This window comes from Xanthomonas sp. SS (genome assembly GCF_014236835.1).
Classification (GTDB): domain Bacteria; phylum Pseudomonadota; class Gammaproteobacteria; order Xanthomonadales; family Xanthomonadaceae; genus Xanthomonas_A.
Map to the genome: position 1 here is coordinate 2482661 of NZ_CP051190.1, position 16010 is coordinate 2498670.

The window sequence follows — 16010 nt, forward strand, 5'->3', positions numbered from 1 at the left end:
GCCAGCAGCGGTTCGCATCGATCTCTCCTCGACCATGCCCGCACCCGACTCCAGCAATTCGCGCGTCACCGTCCACGAAAGCACCACCGCCGATCTGTCCGAGCACCGCAGCGATATCTTCTTCGCCGCGGTGGAAACCACGCGGATGCCGATGATCGTCACCGATCCGCGGCAGGCGGACAATCCCATCGTGTTCGTCAACCGCGCGTTCCTGGAAATGACCGGCTACAGCAGCGAAGAGCTGCTCGGCAACAACTGCCGCTTCCTGCAGGGACCGGACACCGATCGCGACACCGTGGACAGCGTGCGCGAGGCGATCGCCGCGCGCAACGAAGTGGCGGTGGAGATCCTCAACTACCGCAAGGACGGTTCCAGTTTCTGGAACGCGCTGTTCATCTCGCCGGTCTACAACGAGCACGGCGAGCTGGTCTATTACTTCGGCTCGCAGCTGGATGTCAGCCGCCGCCGCGACACCGAAGACGCATTGCGCCAGGCGCAGAAGATGGAGGCGCTGGGCCAGCTGACCGGCGGCATCGCGCACGACTTCAACAACCTGCTGCAGGTCATGTCCGGCTACCTGGAACTGATCGAGCATGGCCTGGAACGCGAGCCGCTGGATCCTGCGCGGCTGCGCAAGAGCGTGGAGCGCGCGCGCGACGCGTCCGGCCAGGCCGCGCGGCTGACCCAGCAGCTGCTGGCCTTCGCGCGCAAGCAGAAGCTGGAAGGGCGCGTGCTCAACCTCAACACGTTGGTCGCCGGCATGAGCGACGTGGCCGAGAGAACCTTGGGCGACGGCATCGTGTTCTCGCTGGACCTGGCGCCGGACCTGCGCAACTGCCGGATCGATCCGACCCAGGCAGAAGTGGCGCTGCTGAACATCCTGATCAACGCGCGCGATGCGATGGCCGAGCAGCCCGCACGGCGCCTGGTGATCCAGACCCGCAACGTCTCGATCCGCGCCGACGAACCGACCACCTACGACAATCTGCTGCCCGGCCACTACGTCTGCGTGTCGGTCACCGACAACGGCAGCGGCATGTCCGCGGACGTGCTGGCGCACGTGCTGGATCCGTTCTTCACCACCAAGGACGAGGGCAAGGGCACCGGCCTGGGCCTGTCGATGGTCTACGGCTTCGCCAAGCAGTCCGGCGGCGCGGTGCGGCTGTATTCGGAAGAAGGCCACGGCACCACGGTGCGGTTGTACTTCCCGATCGACGACAATGTCGAGAACCCGGCGCCGCGCGATTCGCGCGCGCGCCGCGCCTCCGACCGGCAGGGCAGCGAGACGATCCTGATCGTGGAGGACCGGCCGGACATCGCCGAGCTGGCGCGGTTGTTCCTGGAGGACCAGGGCTATGCCACCCACGTCGTGCACAACGCGCGCGAAGCGCTGGAACTGCTCGACAAGGGCGTGCAGGTGGACCTGCTGTATTCGGACCTGATCATGCCCGGCGGCCTCAACGGGGTGATGCTGGCGCGCGAAGTGCGGCGGCGCAGGCCAAAGATCAAGGTGCTGCTGACCACCGGCTACGCGGAGACCTCGATCGAGCGCACCGACGCCGGCGGCACCGAATTCGACGTGCTGTCCAAGCCCTACAACCGCCAGGAGCTGGTCCGTAAGGTGCGCATCGTGCTGGACGGCCCCACTGGCGTGAGCTGATGCCGACAAGCCGGCCTGCGGCGTGAGCCGACGCCGACAGGTCGGCGCGCCCGTGTCAACGGGTTCCCGGACGGCGCCGGCGCTGCGAAAATGGGGTTTTCCGCAAGGCGGCTTCGGCCGGATGCAATGCACGACACTCAGCTCGCCCAGCAGATCGCCAATACCATCGCCGCCGAGATCGGCGCGCAGCCGGCCCAGGCCCGCGCCGCCATCGCCCTGCTCGACGAAGGCGCCAGCGTTCCGTTCATCGCGCGCTACCGCAAGGAAGTCACCGGCGGCCTCGACGACACACAGCTGCGCAACCTGGAAACCCGCCTGACCTATCTGCGCGAGCTGGAAGACCGCCGCGCCGCGGTGCTGGCCAGCATCGACGAGCAGGGCAAGCTCAGCCCCGAATTGCGCGCGGAGATCGTCGCCGCCGATACCAAGTCGCGGCTGGAAGATCTGTACCTGCCGTACAAGCCCAAGCGCCGCACCCGTGCGCAGATCGCGCGCGAAGCCGGCCTGGAGCCGCTGGCCGACGGCCTGCTGGCCGATCCGTCGCTGACCCCGGACAGTGTCGCCGCCGGCTTCGTCGATGCCGACAAGGGCGTGGCCGACGTCAAGGCGGCGCTGGAAGGCGCGCGCGCGATCCTGATGGAGCGCTGGGGCGAGGACGCGGCGCTGGTCGGCGAACTGCGTGGCTGGCTCGCCGACGTCGGCGTGATCCGCGCGCGCGTGGCCGAAGGCAAGGAGCAGGAAGGCGCCAAGTACCGCGACTACTTCGACCACGCCGAGGCGCTGGCCAAGATTCCCTCGCACCGGCTGCTGGCGCTGTTCCGCGCGCGCCGCGAGGAAATCGTGTATCTGGAACTGGACCCGGGCAGCGATGCCGAGGCCGGCCACCAGTACGCCGAAGGCCGCGTCGCGGTGCGCGCCGGCATCGCCAACCAGGGCCGTCCCGGCGACCGCTGGCTGCTCGACGCGTGCCGCCTGACCTGGCGCGCCAAGTTGCACATGCACCTGCTGCTGGACCTGTTCAACCAGGCACGCGAGAAGGCCGAGGCCGAGGCGATCGCGGTGTTCGGCGACAACCTGCAGGACCTGATGCTGGCCGCGCCGGCCGGCGCGCGGGTGACCCTGGGCCTGGATCCGGGCATCCGCACCGGCTGCAAGATCGCGGTGGTCGATGCCACCGGCAAGCTGCTCGCCACCGACACCATCTATCCGCACGAGCCGCGCAAGCAGTGGGACCAGTCGCTGCACACGCTCCGGCAGCTGTGCACGCAGCATGGCGTGGAGTTGATCGCGATCGGCAACGGCACCGCCAGCCGCGAGACCGACAAGCTCGCCGCCGATCTGATCAAGCAGAACCCGCAGCTGACGCTGGAGAAGATCGTGGTCAGCGAGGCCGGCGCGTCGGTGTATTCGGCGTCCGAATTCGCGGCCAAGGAATTCCCGCAACTGGACGTGTCGCTGCGCGGCGCGGTGTCGATCGCGCGGCGCCTGCAGGATCCGCTGGCCGAGCTGGTCAAGATCGAGCCGAAGGCGATCGGCGTGGGCCAGTACCAGCACGACGTGGACCAGTACCGCCTGGCGCGGGCGCTGGATGCGCGGGTGGAGGACTGCGTCAACGCGGTCGGCGTGCACGTCAACACCGCCTCGGCGGCGCTGCTGTCGCGCGTGTCCGGGCTGTCGGCCAGCGTGGCCGAGAACATCGTCCGCCACCGCGACGACAACGGCCCGTTCAAGCGCCGCAAGGACCTGCTGAAGGTGCCGCGGCTGGGCGACAAGACCTTCGAGCAATGCGCCGGCTTCCTGCGCATCGCCGATGGCGACGAGCCGCTGGACGCCTCGTCGGTGCACCCGGAAGCGTATCCGGTGGTGGAGCGCATCGTCGGCGCCACCGGCAAGCCGATCAAGGCGCTGATCGGCGACGGCGGGTTCCTGCGCGCGCTCAAGCCGGACCAGTTCACCGACGAAAAGTTCGGCGTGCCGACCGTGCGCGACATCCTCAAGGAACTGGAGAAGCCAGGCCGCGATCCACGTCCGGAGTTCAAGGCCGCGCGCTTCGCCGACGGCGTGGAGGACATCAAGGACCTCAAGCCGGGCATGGTGCTCGAAGGCGTGGTCAGCAACGTGGCCGCGTTCGGCGCCTTCGTCGATATCGGCGTGCACCAGGACGGCCTGGTGCACATCTCCGCGTTGTCCGACAGCTACGTCAAGGATCCGCGCGATGTGGTCAAGGCCGGCGATATCGTCAAGGTCAAGGTGCTGGAAGTGGATGTGGCGCGCAAGCGCATCGCGCTGACCCGGCGCCTGGACGATGCGCCTGCACCGGCGTCGGCGCGTAGTGGAGAGCGCGATGGCGGCGCGCGTCCGGCGCCGGGCGCGCCGCGGCGCGAGCGCGATGCGCGCGGCGGCAATGGTGGCAGTGGCAACGGCAAGCCGCGCGCACCGACTGCGCCGCCATTGAACAGCGCCTTGGCCGACGCGTTCGCCCGCGCCAAGCGCAACTAAGCGGCCGCGTGCCGCGGCGGCCGCGGCACGCGTTCGGCGCCGTGGCGCCGCGCCGGCTCAGGCCGGTTCGGCTTGCGCGTTCGGGTCCTGTTCGGTGGCGCTGTGCGGCTGCGCCAGCGAGGCGGCCAGCGCGATCAGTTTGACCGGATCCACCGGCTTGCCCAGATGCGCGTTGAAGCCGGCCTCCAGCGCCAGCGAACGATCCTCGCCGCGCACGTACGCGGTCAGCGCGATCGCCGGAATGCGGCTGACTGCGCCGGCGCCGCGCGCACGCACGCTGCGGATCAGGCTGTGGCCGTCGCGGCGCGGCATGCCCACGTCGCTGACCAGCAGGTCGTACGGACGCTCGCGCAGCAGCGATTCGGCATCGTCGGCGGACACCGCGGCATCGACCACCGCACCGGCTTCCTGCAGAAAACGCTGGGTGACGCCGCGCGAGTCCATGTCGTCGTCGACCACCAGCACGCGCATGCCGTTCAAGCGGATCCCGCCGCGCTGCAACGCGGCGGCGGCGTTCGCCGCGCCGTCGTTGCGTCGCGCCGGATGCAGGCTCTGCGGATCGTTGCGCGGCAGCAGCAGGGTGAAGGTGGCGCCCAGGCCGACGCCTTCGCTGCTCACCGACAGCTGGCCGTGGTGCATTTCGGTCAATTGCTTGGCGATCGCCAGGCCCAGGCCCAGGCCGCCGGCGCTGCGCGTGCTGCTGGCGTCGGCCTGGCGGAAGCGGTCGAACACATGCGGCAGGAACAGCGGATCGATGCCGACGCCGCTGTCGCTGACGCTGATCCGCAGGTGGGTGGCGCTGTTGTCGAGCGTCACCGCGATCTTGCCCGCGCTGGGGGTGAACTTGATCGCATTGCCGATCAGGTTGGTCAGCACCTGCTGCAGGCGCACCGCATCGCCGAGATAGGGCAGGACCGGGGCGTCGCTGCACGGGGTCAGGGCGATGTCGATGCCTTTGCTCTCGGCGCTGGGCCGCGCCGCATCGATCGCTTCGCCGACCAGCGCGCACAGATCCAGTTCGGTGGCTTCCAGCCGCACCTTGCCGGACAGGATGGCGCTCATGTCCAGCAGGTCGTCGATGATCTGCGCCTGCGCATGGGCGCTGCGCTCGATCACTTCCAGGCCCCGGCTCAGGTCCTTTTCGCGTACCGCATCGCCCTGCATCAGCCGCGACCAGCCCAGGATCGCGTTGAGCGGGGTGCGCAGTTCGTGGCTCAGCGTGGCCAGGAATTCGTCCTTCATGCGGCTGGCACGCTCGGCCTCGCCGCGCGCGCTCTGCTCGGCGGCGAGCAACTGTTGCAGGCGCTGATCGGTTTCGCGGCGTTCGATGATGATGCCGGCCAGGTGCGAGGCCGAGCGCGCCAGGTCCTGCTCGTGCACGGTGGGGTAGTGCACGAACGGGTGGTACAGCGCGACCACGCCCAGCACCTGGCCGTCGCTGGCCAGGATCGGCGTGGAGCAGCAGGCCACGATGTCGGCTTCGGTGGCCGCGACCAGATATTCCTGCCAGTTCGGGTCCACGCGCACGTCGCTGCAAAGCACCTGCCGGCGCAGGAACGCGGCGCGCCCGCAACAGCCGCTGCGCTCGCCGATCGGCAAGCGGTGCACCATTTTGCGGAACGCTGCGGGCATGCTCGGCGCGGCGCCTTCCAGCAGGCACTGGCGGTGTTCGTCGACCAGCATGATGGTGCAGCGCAGGCCCGCGTCGCTCTGCGCCTCGATGCCGCGCGCGATCGATTCGAGCACCGCGCGCAGCGGCTTGCCGGTGGTGATCATCTCCAACGCCGCACGCTCGGCGGCGGTGGCGTTCTCGATGCGCTTGCGCTCGGCGATGTCCAGCAGCGAGCCGATGAAGCCGAGGAACTGGCCCGACGAGCTGAAGCGCGGCGAGGCGGTATCCACGCACCAGCGGTACTCGCCGTCGTGGCGGCGCAGGCGGTATTCGATGCTGAAGGCGCGGCGATCGGCGGCGGCGCGGGCCAGCGTGCGCCCGACCGCCGCGGCGTCGTCGGGGTGGATCTTCTCCATCCAGCCCGAGCCCATCGCCTCCTGTTCGGTCTGTCCGGTGAACAGGTACCACTGGCGGCTGACGTATTCGCAATCGCCATCGGCGTTGGCCATCCAGATCAGCACCGGCGCGTTGTCGCACAGGTTGCGGAAGCGCAGTTCGCTTTCCTGCAGGCGCTGCTCGACCACACGACGATCGTGGATGTCGGTATTGGTGCCGATCCAGCGCACGATCCGGCCGCCGTCGTCGCGGATCGGAAGCGCGCGGCCCAGGTGCCAGCGATAGCTGCCGTCGTGGCGGCGCAGCGGGTATTCGATTTCGTAGGGCTGGCCGCTGCGCACGGCCTCCGGCCAGGCCTGCAGCGCCCGCGCCAGGCCGTCCTCGGTATGCACCTTGCGCCAGCTGTCGTAGCTGGATTCGCCGACCGGCAGGCCGGTGTATTCGTACCAGCGCCGGTTGAAATAGTCGACGTCGCCCTCGGGCGTGGCGGTGAACACGATCTGCGGCATCGCATCGGCCAACTCGCGCAGGCGCGCTTCGCTAAGCGCCAGGTCCGACTGCGCGCTGGCGCGCTCCATCGATTCCCAGCAGCGCGCCGCGACCAGCCGCACCAGTTCGATTTCCGCCGAGGTCCATACCCGCGGCCGCAACTGGTGCACACCGACCACGGCGACCAGGCGCCCGGCCTTGTGCAGGGGCGCGCTCAGCAAGGCGCGCATGCCCAGGCGCCGGTAGCCGGGGTTGTCGAAGTGCGGCGGCGGCGAATAGGTCTCGCTGTCCTGCACCACCCATGGCCGGTTCTCGCGCATGCATTCCAGCAGGTCGCTGCCGAAATCGCTGAGGCGCGAGCGCCCGGTCAGATGCGCGGTGCCGTCGGCATAGTCGGCGCGTACATCGAAGGTATCTTCGTCGGCATCGACGATCGCGTACGCGCAGCGGTTCGCCTGCAGGTGCCGGCCGAGCAGCGCGGCGCCGGTCTCGCAGATGGCCTCGGCGCTGTCGAGGTTCTGCAGCGCGTCCTCGAGCATCAACAGGAAGCTGTCATGGGCCTGCGCGCGCGCCTGCTCGGTGCGGTCGATGCCGTGGACCAGCACCCCGGTGACCTTGCCTTCGGTGTCGCGCATGGGCTGGTACACGCATTCCAGCGTGGTTTCGGAGACCGTTTCGTGCGGCGTGCGGCGCAGGTTGAAGGTCATCGACTCGCCGGTGAAGGGCAGGCCACTGGCGCGCACGTTGTCGAGCAGGCGGATGAAGCCCTGCTGCTGGATCTCCGGGATTGCCTCGGCCAGCGGCTTGCCGACCACCTCGCGCGGCCCGACCAGTTGCTGGTAGCGGCGATTGACGCTTTCGACCACATAGTCCGGGCCGCGCAGGATCGCCAGCGCCGCCGGCGACTGCTCGAACGCGTCGGCCATCTGCGTGCGCTGCGCATCCAGCGCCTTCAGCAAGGCATCGCGCTCGCGTTCCAGCTTGATCCGGGCGGTGTCCTCGGTGCACACGCACAGCACGCCGCCGACGCCGCCGTGGTCGTCGAACAGCGGGCTGTAGGAAAAGGTGAAATACACCTCTTCGCTGTAGCCGTTGCGCATCATCACGAACGGGACGTGCTCGTTCCAGGTCGATTCGCCGGTGGCCATCACCTGTTCGGCCTGCGCGCTCACCGTCGGCCACACGTCGGGCCACACCTCGGCCACCGCGCGCCCGAAGGCGAAGGGATGGCGCATCCCCAGGATCGGGATATAGGCGTCGTTGTAGAGGTTGATCATCCGCGCACCCCAGCGGATCACCATCGGGAAGCGCGAGCTCAGGCAGATCGACAGTGCCGAACGCAGGCTCTGCGGCCATTCCTGCATCGGTCCCAGCTCATGGCTGGACCAATCGATGGCGCATAGCAGGTCTCCCGTGACGCTGTTGGCGGGTAGCCAGACAGGAGGGGGCGATCGGTCATGAGCGTTGATGGCGAAATCCCTCGAATCGATCCCTGCGGGGCAGGCTCCCGATCCGGGATTCTCAAGGGCGAGCGGTCATTTTCGCGTGAGCATCGCCCAGCGCCTTGATCAGCTGTTCCGACAGATAGGGCTTGGTCAGCACCACCCCGGCGGCGAAGCCGGCAGGAAGCGATTCGGCCGCGACGCCGGTGGCCAGCACATACGGGATCGCACGCTCGGTCAGCATCCGCGCGACCGCCTCGCTGGTCTCGCCGGCGGCCAGGCGGAAATCGAGCACCGCCCGATCCGGCCGCTCCTGGTCGATCAGCACAAGCGCTTCCCGCACCGATTCCGCCGGGCCGATCACGTCGGCGCCGGCTTGGGCAAGCTGCAATTCCAGCAGCGTGGCGTTCATTTCGTCGTTCTCGACCACCAGGATACGCAGGCCCCGCAATGCCGACATCGCTTGCTCGTTAAGGTTTGGGAACGGAAATTATAGCGGCAGCCGCGCCGACCCTGGTTGGATCGCGATCCCAACGAAGATGAAGGATTTACCCCTGTCGCAGCCGGTTGCGGTCGGCTATACTTCGCGGCCGCGCCGAAGTGGCGGAATCGGTAGACGCAGCGGACTCAAAATCCGCCGCCCTTAAAAGCGTGTGGGTTCGAGTCCCACCTTCGGCACCAGGAACCTACGGCAGCTTCGGCTGCCGTTTGTTTTTTGCGCGATCGGGTTTGGGGCTCCGCACCGGCATGCCGCCGCGCCGCGGTGTCTGGCCGGGAGGATCGCATCTGCACCGAAGCCGGCGTCGATCTCCTGTGCTTGCTGGAGGCGGGCAGGGCATCCCTTTGCTTCCCATCGATGCTTGCTTGCCCGGGAACTGGAAGTAATGACCTGTTCCCGTCCACGCTGCCGCGCGGGCGAACTGGAGCGGGAAGCCGATAGCGACTTCGCCTTCCTTGGCTATCTATCTATTATGTGATGTGCGATTCGGCCTTTCGCGCTCGGCGCGTCTGTCTGGCCCGCACAACGACAGTGGCCAGCTTTCGGCAATCGAATGCGATCGAACACGATTGCGTCGATGCGATGGATGCAGACGATCGGCGCGTTCGACAATCGGTCGCCGAATTCGCCTGCGCCGCGGCGTTAAAAAAACTTCAAAAAACGCTTGCGCAGGCAGGGCGCCATCGCTAATATTCCGCTCCTCGCAGCACACGTGGGGCCATAGCTCAGCTGGGAGAGCGCTTGCATGGCATGCAAGAGGTCGCCGGTTCGATCCCGGCTGGCTCCACCAACTTTTTCGGGCACTAGGCCTGTCCGCAGAAGCTACATCGTTATCAGCGTCCCCATCGTCTAGAGGCCTAGGACATCACCCTTTCACGGTGGCGACCGGGGTTCGAATCCCCGTGGGGACGCCATTTTATTTGCAAGAAATCTGAAGTCCGGCACTGCCGGACTTTTTTTGTGCGGGGTTTGTACATGCCGCCAAAATCGAGTAAGATTCCGCTTCTGCCAGTACACGTGGGGCCATAGCTCAGCTGGGAGAGCGCTTGCATGGCATGCAAGAGGTCGCCGGTTCGATCCCGGCTGGCTCCACCATCTTTTTCGGGCATTAGGCCTGTCCGCAAAAGCTACATCGTTATCAGCGTCCCCATCGTCTAGAGGCCTAGGACATCACCCTTTCACGGTGGCGACCGGGGTTCGAATCCCCGTGGGGACGCCATCTACAAGAAGACACCCGGCATTGCCGGGTGTTTTTTTGTCTGCGTTTCGCGCGGCGCTTCGCATCTGGTCCGCAGCTTTGTCGCTTGCCGCTGCGCGGTTCAGCGCAGCAGCTTGCGGATCTGCAGGATGGCCTGCGGGGTTTCCTGCACGCTGTGCCCGGAGGCGATCACGGTTTCCGACGCCGCGCCGTCCAGGTGCGCGCTCCAGTAGGGCACGAAGCCGTCGTCCGATTGCGCCAGCGGCACGCGCGGATCGCGGCGGGCGATGATCGAGTGATAGGTCACCTGCGGCGCGATCTTCAGCTCCGCTGCGGCCTCGACGAAAGCGTCGTGGTCGTTGAGATTGTCCATGCTGGTCGGCAGCTTGCCGACCAGGCCGGTGCCGGTGATGTCCTGGAATTGGTCGAGAATGCGCGCGGGCAGGCCGATCAGGCCGCCCACCAGGCTGCCGAGCATGCCGGTGGCATGCGGGGTTCCGCGATGCGGCGAGGCCAGGAAGATCGCCTCGGAGACTTCCGGCATCGGTTCGAAGTGCAGCATCGGCGACAGCTTGTCGCGCAGCGTCTGCATCGCCTGCGGCGCGAGCGTCGCGTTGCCGAACAGGCGCTGCCAGAGACGGTCGCCGTCGCTGGAGGACACCATCAAGCGCGCCAGCACGCCGCCCATGCTGTGCACGACCAGCACCATGTCGTGCGCCGAGGCGCTGCGCCGTTGCGGATCGAAATGGTCCAGCGCCTGCTCCAGTCCCTTGCGGATCTGCAGATGGTTGTAGGCGATCGGCAGGTTGGTCGGGTAGTAGACCAGCCAGATCTGATAGCGGGCGCGCAGGTGTTCGTCGCCCAGCAGTTCATTGGCCAGGTTCACCCAGGCCTCGGGGCTGCTGGCCAGGCCGTGCAGCAGCACCAGTACCCGGCGGTTGGGATCGTAGGGCTGGGTCAGGAAGATGTGCGGCCGGTCGATGCCATGGGCCATGCCGAACAGCGTGCGCAGCGATTGCTCGGCGAAACCCGAGCGCGCCATCCACACCCCATAGCCGGCGCTGAAGTCGCCGGCCAGCGTTACCGCGTAGTCGCCCAGCGTGGCTTGAGCGCTCAGGTACGGATCGTAGGCTTCCACCCGCACCGCGCGGCTGGCCAGCACCTTGGCCAGCGTGTCGCCATCGAAGCGCAGCAGCACGGTCAGGCTCGGTGTCGGCATTGCGCTGTAGGCCGGGCTTGTCGCGTCCGACTCGCTTGCCTCGTTCTGCAGCGACGTCGCGTTCGGCAGCACCGCGACCATCTCCGCGCCGAACCCGTCGCGCCGGTACACGCTGCGCAGCCCGGTGAAGCGCAGGCCGCTGGCCGGCAACATCGCGTCCGGCATCGGCATGTCCTGCAAGGCGCCCAATTGGCTCACGTCCAGCGCGATCTTCCAGCCGGGCAGGGCCGACAGTTCGGCCGCGCTGTCGGCCTGCTGGCCCTGTTGCTGGAAGCGCACGAACAGCGCCGACACCGCTTGTTGCACCGCGTAGTTGTAGTAGTCGCGCACCTGGGTCTGGCGGTCCTCGAAGGCGCGCTCGCTGGGTGCGCGCTCGCTGAAGAACAGGTAGGCGTAGGCGTAACGCGCCGTCTCCAGCCAGGCGCTCAGTGCGGCGTCGCTGCGCGGCTGGCGCTTGGCCAACTGCAGCGAGGCCTGCAGCCACAGTTCGGCGACGGTCGCCAGCTTGCGTTCCTGGGCCACGCCGTCGTTGTCGAGCAGCTGCTTTGCGCAGCGCCGGGTATGGGCGCTGCAGGCGCTTTCGTCCAGGCCGAGTACGGTGAGCGTTTCGATCGCAGCGGTGCTGAGGTGGCCGCTGCCGAGCGGGTCGCCGCGCTTGGCCTGGATGTATTCGGCCGCGCTCACTGGTTTCAGCGTGACAGTGGAGCAGCCACCAGCGCCCAGCGCCAGGCACAGCAGGGCGATCGAGCGCAACGCCAGGCGGCGTCCGCGCTGGCCGATCACGCCGCCGCCTCCGCCGTGCGCGTCTCGCTGCGGCCGTTGCGCAGCGAGAACAGCAGGTCGTACAGCACCGGGATCACGCCCAGCGTGACCAGGGTGCCCAGCGCCAGGCCGCCGATCATGGTGATGGCCATGCCGGTCCACAGCGGGCCGGCGAACAGCATCAGCGGGACCAGGCCGACGATGCAGGTCAGCTTGGTCATCACGATCGGGCGCAGGCGCTTGACCGCCGCCGCGATCACCGCGTCGTGCCGGTCCAGGCCGTCCGCCAGTTCGGCATCGATGCGCTCCAGCAACAGCACCGCGTTGTTGACGATGATGCCGGCCAGCGCGAGCAGGCCGAAGGTGGCCATGAAGCCGAACGGGTAGCCGGTGACGAGCAGCGCCAGCGCCGCGCCGATCAGCACGAACGGAACGCTGGCGACGACGATGAACAGCTTGCGGAGCGAGTTGAATTGCCAGATGAACAACAGCAGGATCGCGCCCAGCGCATGCGGCATGTACTGCAGCAAGGCCTGGTTGGCCTCGGCCGAATCCTCCAGTTCCCCGCCCATCTCGATGCGGTAGCCCGGCGGCAGGCGCAGCGCGGCGACCTCGCCGGCCAGCGCGGTCACCACTTCGTCGGTGGTCATGTTCGGGTTGTGCCCGGTGACGGTGATGGCGCGGCTCAGGTTGCGGCGCTGGATCGCCGACGGCTCCGACGACAGCGCGATCTCGGCGATCGCCGACAACGGCACGGCGGCGCCGCCTGACGCGGGATAGAGCAGGGTGCTGCCCGGATCGCTGGCCGCGGCGCGTTCGTCGGCGCCGCCGCGCAGCACGATCGGGACGTTGACGCTGTCGTCGCGGATCATCGAGGCGTCGATGCCGCTGTAGCGCAGTTGCAGGGCCTGGGCGATGTCGTCGCTGCTGACCCCGGCGCGCCGCGCCTTGACCTGATCGACGCGGACGTCATAGCGCGGGATGCGAATCTCCCAGTCGTCGCTGACATCGATGGTGCCGGGCAGCTGGCGCAACGCCTGCGCGATCCCGGCGGCGATGCGGCGCAACTGGGTTTCGTCCGACCCGACCACCCGGTAGATCGCCACGCCGGATTCGGTCGAGCCCATCGAGAAGCGCTTGGGCTCGGCGCGCACGGCGGGATAGCCCTGGCGGATGTGTTGGCGAACGCGGGCGATGAGTGCGTCGAGGTCGGTGCCGGGGCGCACGCTGACGGTGAAGTAGGCGATGTTGGCGGCGGCCTGCGGCGGATTCAGGCCCAGCACGATGCGCGGTCCGCCGTCGGCCACGTAGCCGATGCTGTCCACGATCTCCGGATTGCGCTTGCGATCGGCCAGCCAAGTGCTGATCGACTGCACGGTGCGCAGGGTCTGGCGCGAATCGCTGCCCGGCTGCAGGGTTACCGGCATCTGGAACTGCAGGCGGTCGGACTTGGGCAGGAAGCTGTAGGGAATCGAGCCGAGGATGGTGGCCGCCCCCGCCAACAGCAGCAGCATGCTGCCCAGGAACAGCGCCTTGTGCCCGAGCAGGGTTTCGATGATGCGTCGGTAGCCGCGGTACAGCCTGGAATCGTAGTGGTTGGCATTTTCGCCACCGTCGGCATGCGCGCTGCGGTGCGCCCGCGCGAAGTACATGCACAGCAGCGGGGTCACGGTGACGCTGAGCAGCCACGAGCCGAGCAGGGTCACCGCCAGCACGATCGCCAGCGAACGCATGTACTCGTTGGTGCTGGTCTGGCCGAAGAAGAACGGCGAGAACGCGAGCACGATGACCAGCGAGGAGGTCAGCAACGGCAGCGCCAGCGTGCGCCCGGCGGCTTCGCAGGCGTGCCGGCGTTCCTCGCCGGCGGCCAGGCGGCGCTCGATGTCTTCGGCGATGACGATGCCGTTGTCCACCAGCAGCCCCAGCGCCAGGATGATCGCGGCGATCGACACCGTCTGCAGTTCCACGCTCAGCGCCCGCATCGCGATCAGCGTGCCGAGGATGGTCAGCGGCACGATCGCGCCGACGATCAGGCCGGTGCGCCAGCCCAGGAACAGCATCACCACCGCCATCACGATGAGCACGGTCTCGCCCATGACGTGGTGCATCTTCCCCATCTCGCGTTCCACCACGTCGGCCTGGAACGTGACCACGTGCTGCGAAAAGCCCACCGGCAGCATCCGCGCGGTCTCGCCGAGCTTCTGCCGCAGCGCCTGGCCGACTTGCGCGATGTTGTAGCCGGGCGCCATCGACACCGCCACCACCACCGCCGGCTGGCCCTGGTAGATCGCAGCGCTGTCCGGCGGATCGGCCGGCATCAGCTCGATGCGCGCCAGCTGCGACAGCGGGATCTGGCGCGCGCCAGCGGCGCCGGGAACCGAGATCAGCGCATTGCGCAGTTCGTCCAGGGTGCGGATCTCGCCGGACGTGGTGACGGTCATCGCCAGCCCGGACGCGGCGATCTGGCCGCCGCTGGCGACCACGTTTTGGGTGCGCAGCTGTTGCGCGACCGCGCTGGGCGTCAGCCCGGCCTCGCTCAGCCGGGTCCGCTCGAAGGCGACGTAGATGCGGTCCTCGCGCAGCCCGTGGAAGCTGACGCGTTCCACCCCGGGCACGGTGTACAGCTGCTCGCGCATCTGCCGCAGCGGCGCGCGCATCTCGCTGGTGGCGAAGCCCGGCGCGGTCACCGCGATCGAGGCGATCGCGACGCGGCCGAAATCGTCGTCGACGAACGGCCCCTGCGTGCCCGGCGGCAGTTCGGCGCTGGCATCGGCCGCCTTGGTGCGCACCCGCTGCCACAGCGCGGGCAGGTCGTCGACGTCGTCGCGGGCGGTGAGCTGCACGATTGCGCTGCCCGGCCGCACCGTGGTGACGATCTTCTTGATGCCGGTCAGTTCGCGCAGGTGCTCTTCGAGCGGGCGCGCGATCGTGTTCTCGACGCGCTCGCTGGGCATGCCCGGAAACGCGACCTGCACCACCGCATCGCGCACGGTGACGCTGGGTTCCTCCTGCGACGGAAAACCCAGGAAGGTGACGATGCCGCCGATCAGGATCAGCGCGGCGGTGAACAGCGCGAAGCGGCTGGAAGCGAGGGTGGCGCGGGTCAGGTTCATGGCGAGGCGGAGCCGGTCAGGCGCGTAGCGGGATGGAAGGGAATGACGGTCTGTCCGTCGCTGAGGAAGGCCGCGCCGGCGGCGACGATGCGTTCGCCGGCGCGCAGTCCCTGGCGGACCTGCACGCGGTCGCCTTCGGCATTCCCGGTCACGATCTGGCGCCGGCGCACGCTAGCGTTGCTGTCCTGGTAGACGAACACCATCGGCTTGCCGTTGGCCATGCTCGGCACCAATGCGCTGAGCGGGACGCTCAATAGTCGTGTCGCGTCTTGGGGCAGGGCCAGCAGCAGGTTCTCGCCGCTGCGCAAGCCGGCGGCGTCGGCCGCGGTACTTTCGAACAGCGCCTGCACGGTGGCGCCGCCATCCAGGCGATCGGACACGCTGCGCAGCCGCAACGGCAGTGCCTGCTCGGGTGCGCCGGCCCGATACGCGGTCGCCGCCTGGCCGGGAAGTAGCGACGCTGCCAGCGCCGACGGCAGCGCGACCGTCACCTGTGCACGCCCGCGGCCTTCCAGTTGCAGCACCGGCTGGCCCGCTGCCACGTTGGCGTCGGGCTGCTGCAGCCGAGCCACCACGCTGCCGTCGAACGGCGCACGCAGCTCGGCCTGGCGCAGGCCGCGACGCGCCAGCGCCAGGTCCGACTGCGCGCTGCGCACGCGCGCTTGTGCGCTGGCGAAGGCGGCCTTGGCGGCGGTCAAGGTGGTGGCCGATGCAGCGCCGTCCTCGAACATGGCCTGCTGCTGGGCCAGTTGGGTCTGTTGCTGTTGCAGGTCGGCGGCGGCGATATGGACGCTGGCCTCGGCCTGCTCGACGCGCAAGCGGTTCGGTTCCGGATCCAGCCGCGCCAGGATCTGGCCCTGGCGCACGCTGTCGCCGACATCCACCTCGACCGAGGCGATGCGGCCGCCGCCTTCGAAGCCGAGTTCGGCGCGCTGCGCCTGTCGCACCTGGGCCACGAGGCGATCGCCGGTGCCGTCGGTGCTGCCGACGGCCTCCAGCTTCACCGCGCGCGGCACTTCCGCAGGCGGCGTCGCGTCGCGGCTGCAGGCGGTCAACGACACTGCTGCCAGCGGCACGCAGACGCAGAGGAACATCGCAAGGCTCGGTTTCATGGGCATTCT

General features: G+C 68.4%; 7 protein-coding genes and 5 tRNA genes. 7 read left to right on the forward strand and 5 right to left on the reverse strand.

Translation table 11 applies throughout. The features are described from left to right. Positions 1 to 34: 34 nt before the first annotated feature. The gene (locus HEP74_RS10245; protein ID WP_185816345.1) at positions 35 to 1660 is read left to right on the forward strand and encodes a hybrid sensor histidine kinase/response regulator; all 1626 of its coding nucleotides are present in this window, start codon (positions 35 to 37) and stop codon (positions 1658 to 1660) included. A 126-nt stretch (positions 1661 to 1786) separates the two neighbouring features. Further along, positions 1787 to 4159 (forward strand): Tex family protein, encoded by a 2373-nt coding sequence (locus tag HEP74_RS10250; RefSeq protein WP_185816346.1) that lies wholly within the window; start codon positions 1787 to 1789, stop codon positions 4157 to 4159. Between the two features lie 57 nt (positions 4160 to 4216). On the opposite strand, the gene HEP74_RS10255 is transcribed toward HEP74_RS10250, so the two are convergent. Together HEP74_RS10255 and HEP74_RS10260 are read right to left on the reverse strand one after the other, a co-directional pair. Then, complete coding sequence (locus HEP74_RS10255; protein WP_255427928.1) at positions 4217 to 8020, reverse strand: PAS domain-containing protein; 3804 nt, start codon at positions 8018 to 8020, stop codon at positions 4217 to 4219. A 157-nt stretch (positions 8021 to 8177) separates the two neighbouring features. Next, positions 8178 to 8558, reverse strand: coding sequence for a response regulator (locus HEP74_RS10260; RefSeq protein WP_185816347.1), 381 nt, complete (start codon positions 8556 to 8558; stop codon positions 8178 to 8180). A 134-nt stretch (positions 8559 to 8692) separates the two neighbouring features. Between HEP74_RS10260 and HEP74_RS10265 the strand changes: the two genes are divergently transcribed. From HEP74_RS10265 to HEP74_RS10285, 5 genes are all read left to right on the forward strand, one after another. Further along, positions 8693 to 8779: transfer RNA gene (locus HEP74_RS10265), tRNA-Leu, on the forward strand. Between the two features lie 532 nt (positions 8780 to 9311). After that, a tRNA-Ala gene (locus HEP74_RS10270) sits at positions 9312 to 9387 on the forward strand. Positions 9388 to 9435: 48 nt separating this feature from the next. Beyond that, positions 9436 to 9511: transfer RNA gene (locus HEP74_RS10275), tRNA-Glu, on the forward strand. 105 nt (positions 9512 to 9616) lie between these two features. Beyond that, a tRNA-Ala gene (locus HEP74_RS10280) sits at positions 9617 to 9692 on the forward strand. 48 nt (positions 9693 to 9740) lie between these two features. Further along, positions 9741 to 9816 (forward strand) — tRNA-Glu (locus HEP74_RS10285). Positions 9817 to 9916: 100 nt separating this feature from the next. Here HEP74_RS10285 and HEP74_RS10290 read toward each other — a convergent pair. The 3 genes from HEP74_RS10290 to HEP74_RS10300 are packed head-to-tail and all read right to left on the reverse strand — an operon-like array spanning position 9917 to position 16001. Next, entirely contained in the window at positions 9917 to 11794 is a 1878-nt protein-coding gene (locus tag HEP74_RS10290) for an esterase/lipase family protein (RefSeq protein WP_524540793.1), read from the reverse strand. Continuing rightward, entirely contained in the window at positions 11794 to 14889 is a 3096-nt protein-coding gene (locus tag HEP74_RS10295; protein ID WP_185816348.1) for an efflux RND transporter permease subunit, read from the reverse strand. Before HEP74_RS10295 ends, HEP74_RS10290 begins: the two co-directional genes overlap by 1 nt. After that, complete coding sequence (locus tag HEP74_RS10300; RefSeq protein WP_255427930.1) at positions 14886 to 16001, reverse strand: efflux RND transporter periplasmic adaptor subunit; 1116 nt, start codon at positions 15999 to 16001, stop codon at positions 14886 to 14888. Before HEP74_RS10300 ends, HEP74_RS10295 begins: the two co-directional genes overlap by 4 nt. Positions 16002 to 16010 lie beyond the last annotated feature (9 nt).

Bases quoted from the DNA above. Each gene is read 5' to 3' on its own strand.
- HEP74_RS10245 (WP_185816345.1), top strand. From the start codon at position 35: ATGCCCGCACCCGACTCCAGCAATTCGCGCGTCACCGTCCACGAAAGC.
- HEP74_RS10250 (WP_185816346.1), top strand. From the start codon at position 1,787: ATGCACGACACTCAGCTCGCCCAGCAGATCGCCAATACCATCGCCGCC.
- HEP74_RS10255 (WP_255427928.1), bottom strand. From the start codon at position 8,020: ATGCAGGAATGGCCGCAGAGCCTGCGTTCGGCACTGTCGATCTGCCTG.
- HEP74_RS10260 (WP_185816347.1), bottom strand. From the start codon at position 8,558: ATGTCGGCATTGCGGGGCCTGCGTATCCTGGTGGTCGAGAACGACGAA.
- HEP74_RS10295 (WP_185816348.1), bottom strand. From the start codon at position 14,889: ATGAACCTGACCCGCGCCACCCTCGCTTCCAGCCGCTTCGCGCTGTTC.
- HEP74_RS10300 (WP_255427930.1), bottom strand. From the start codon at position 16,001: ATGAAACCGAGCCTTGCGATGTTCCTCTGCGTCTGCGTGCCGCTGGCA.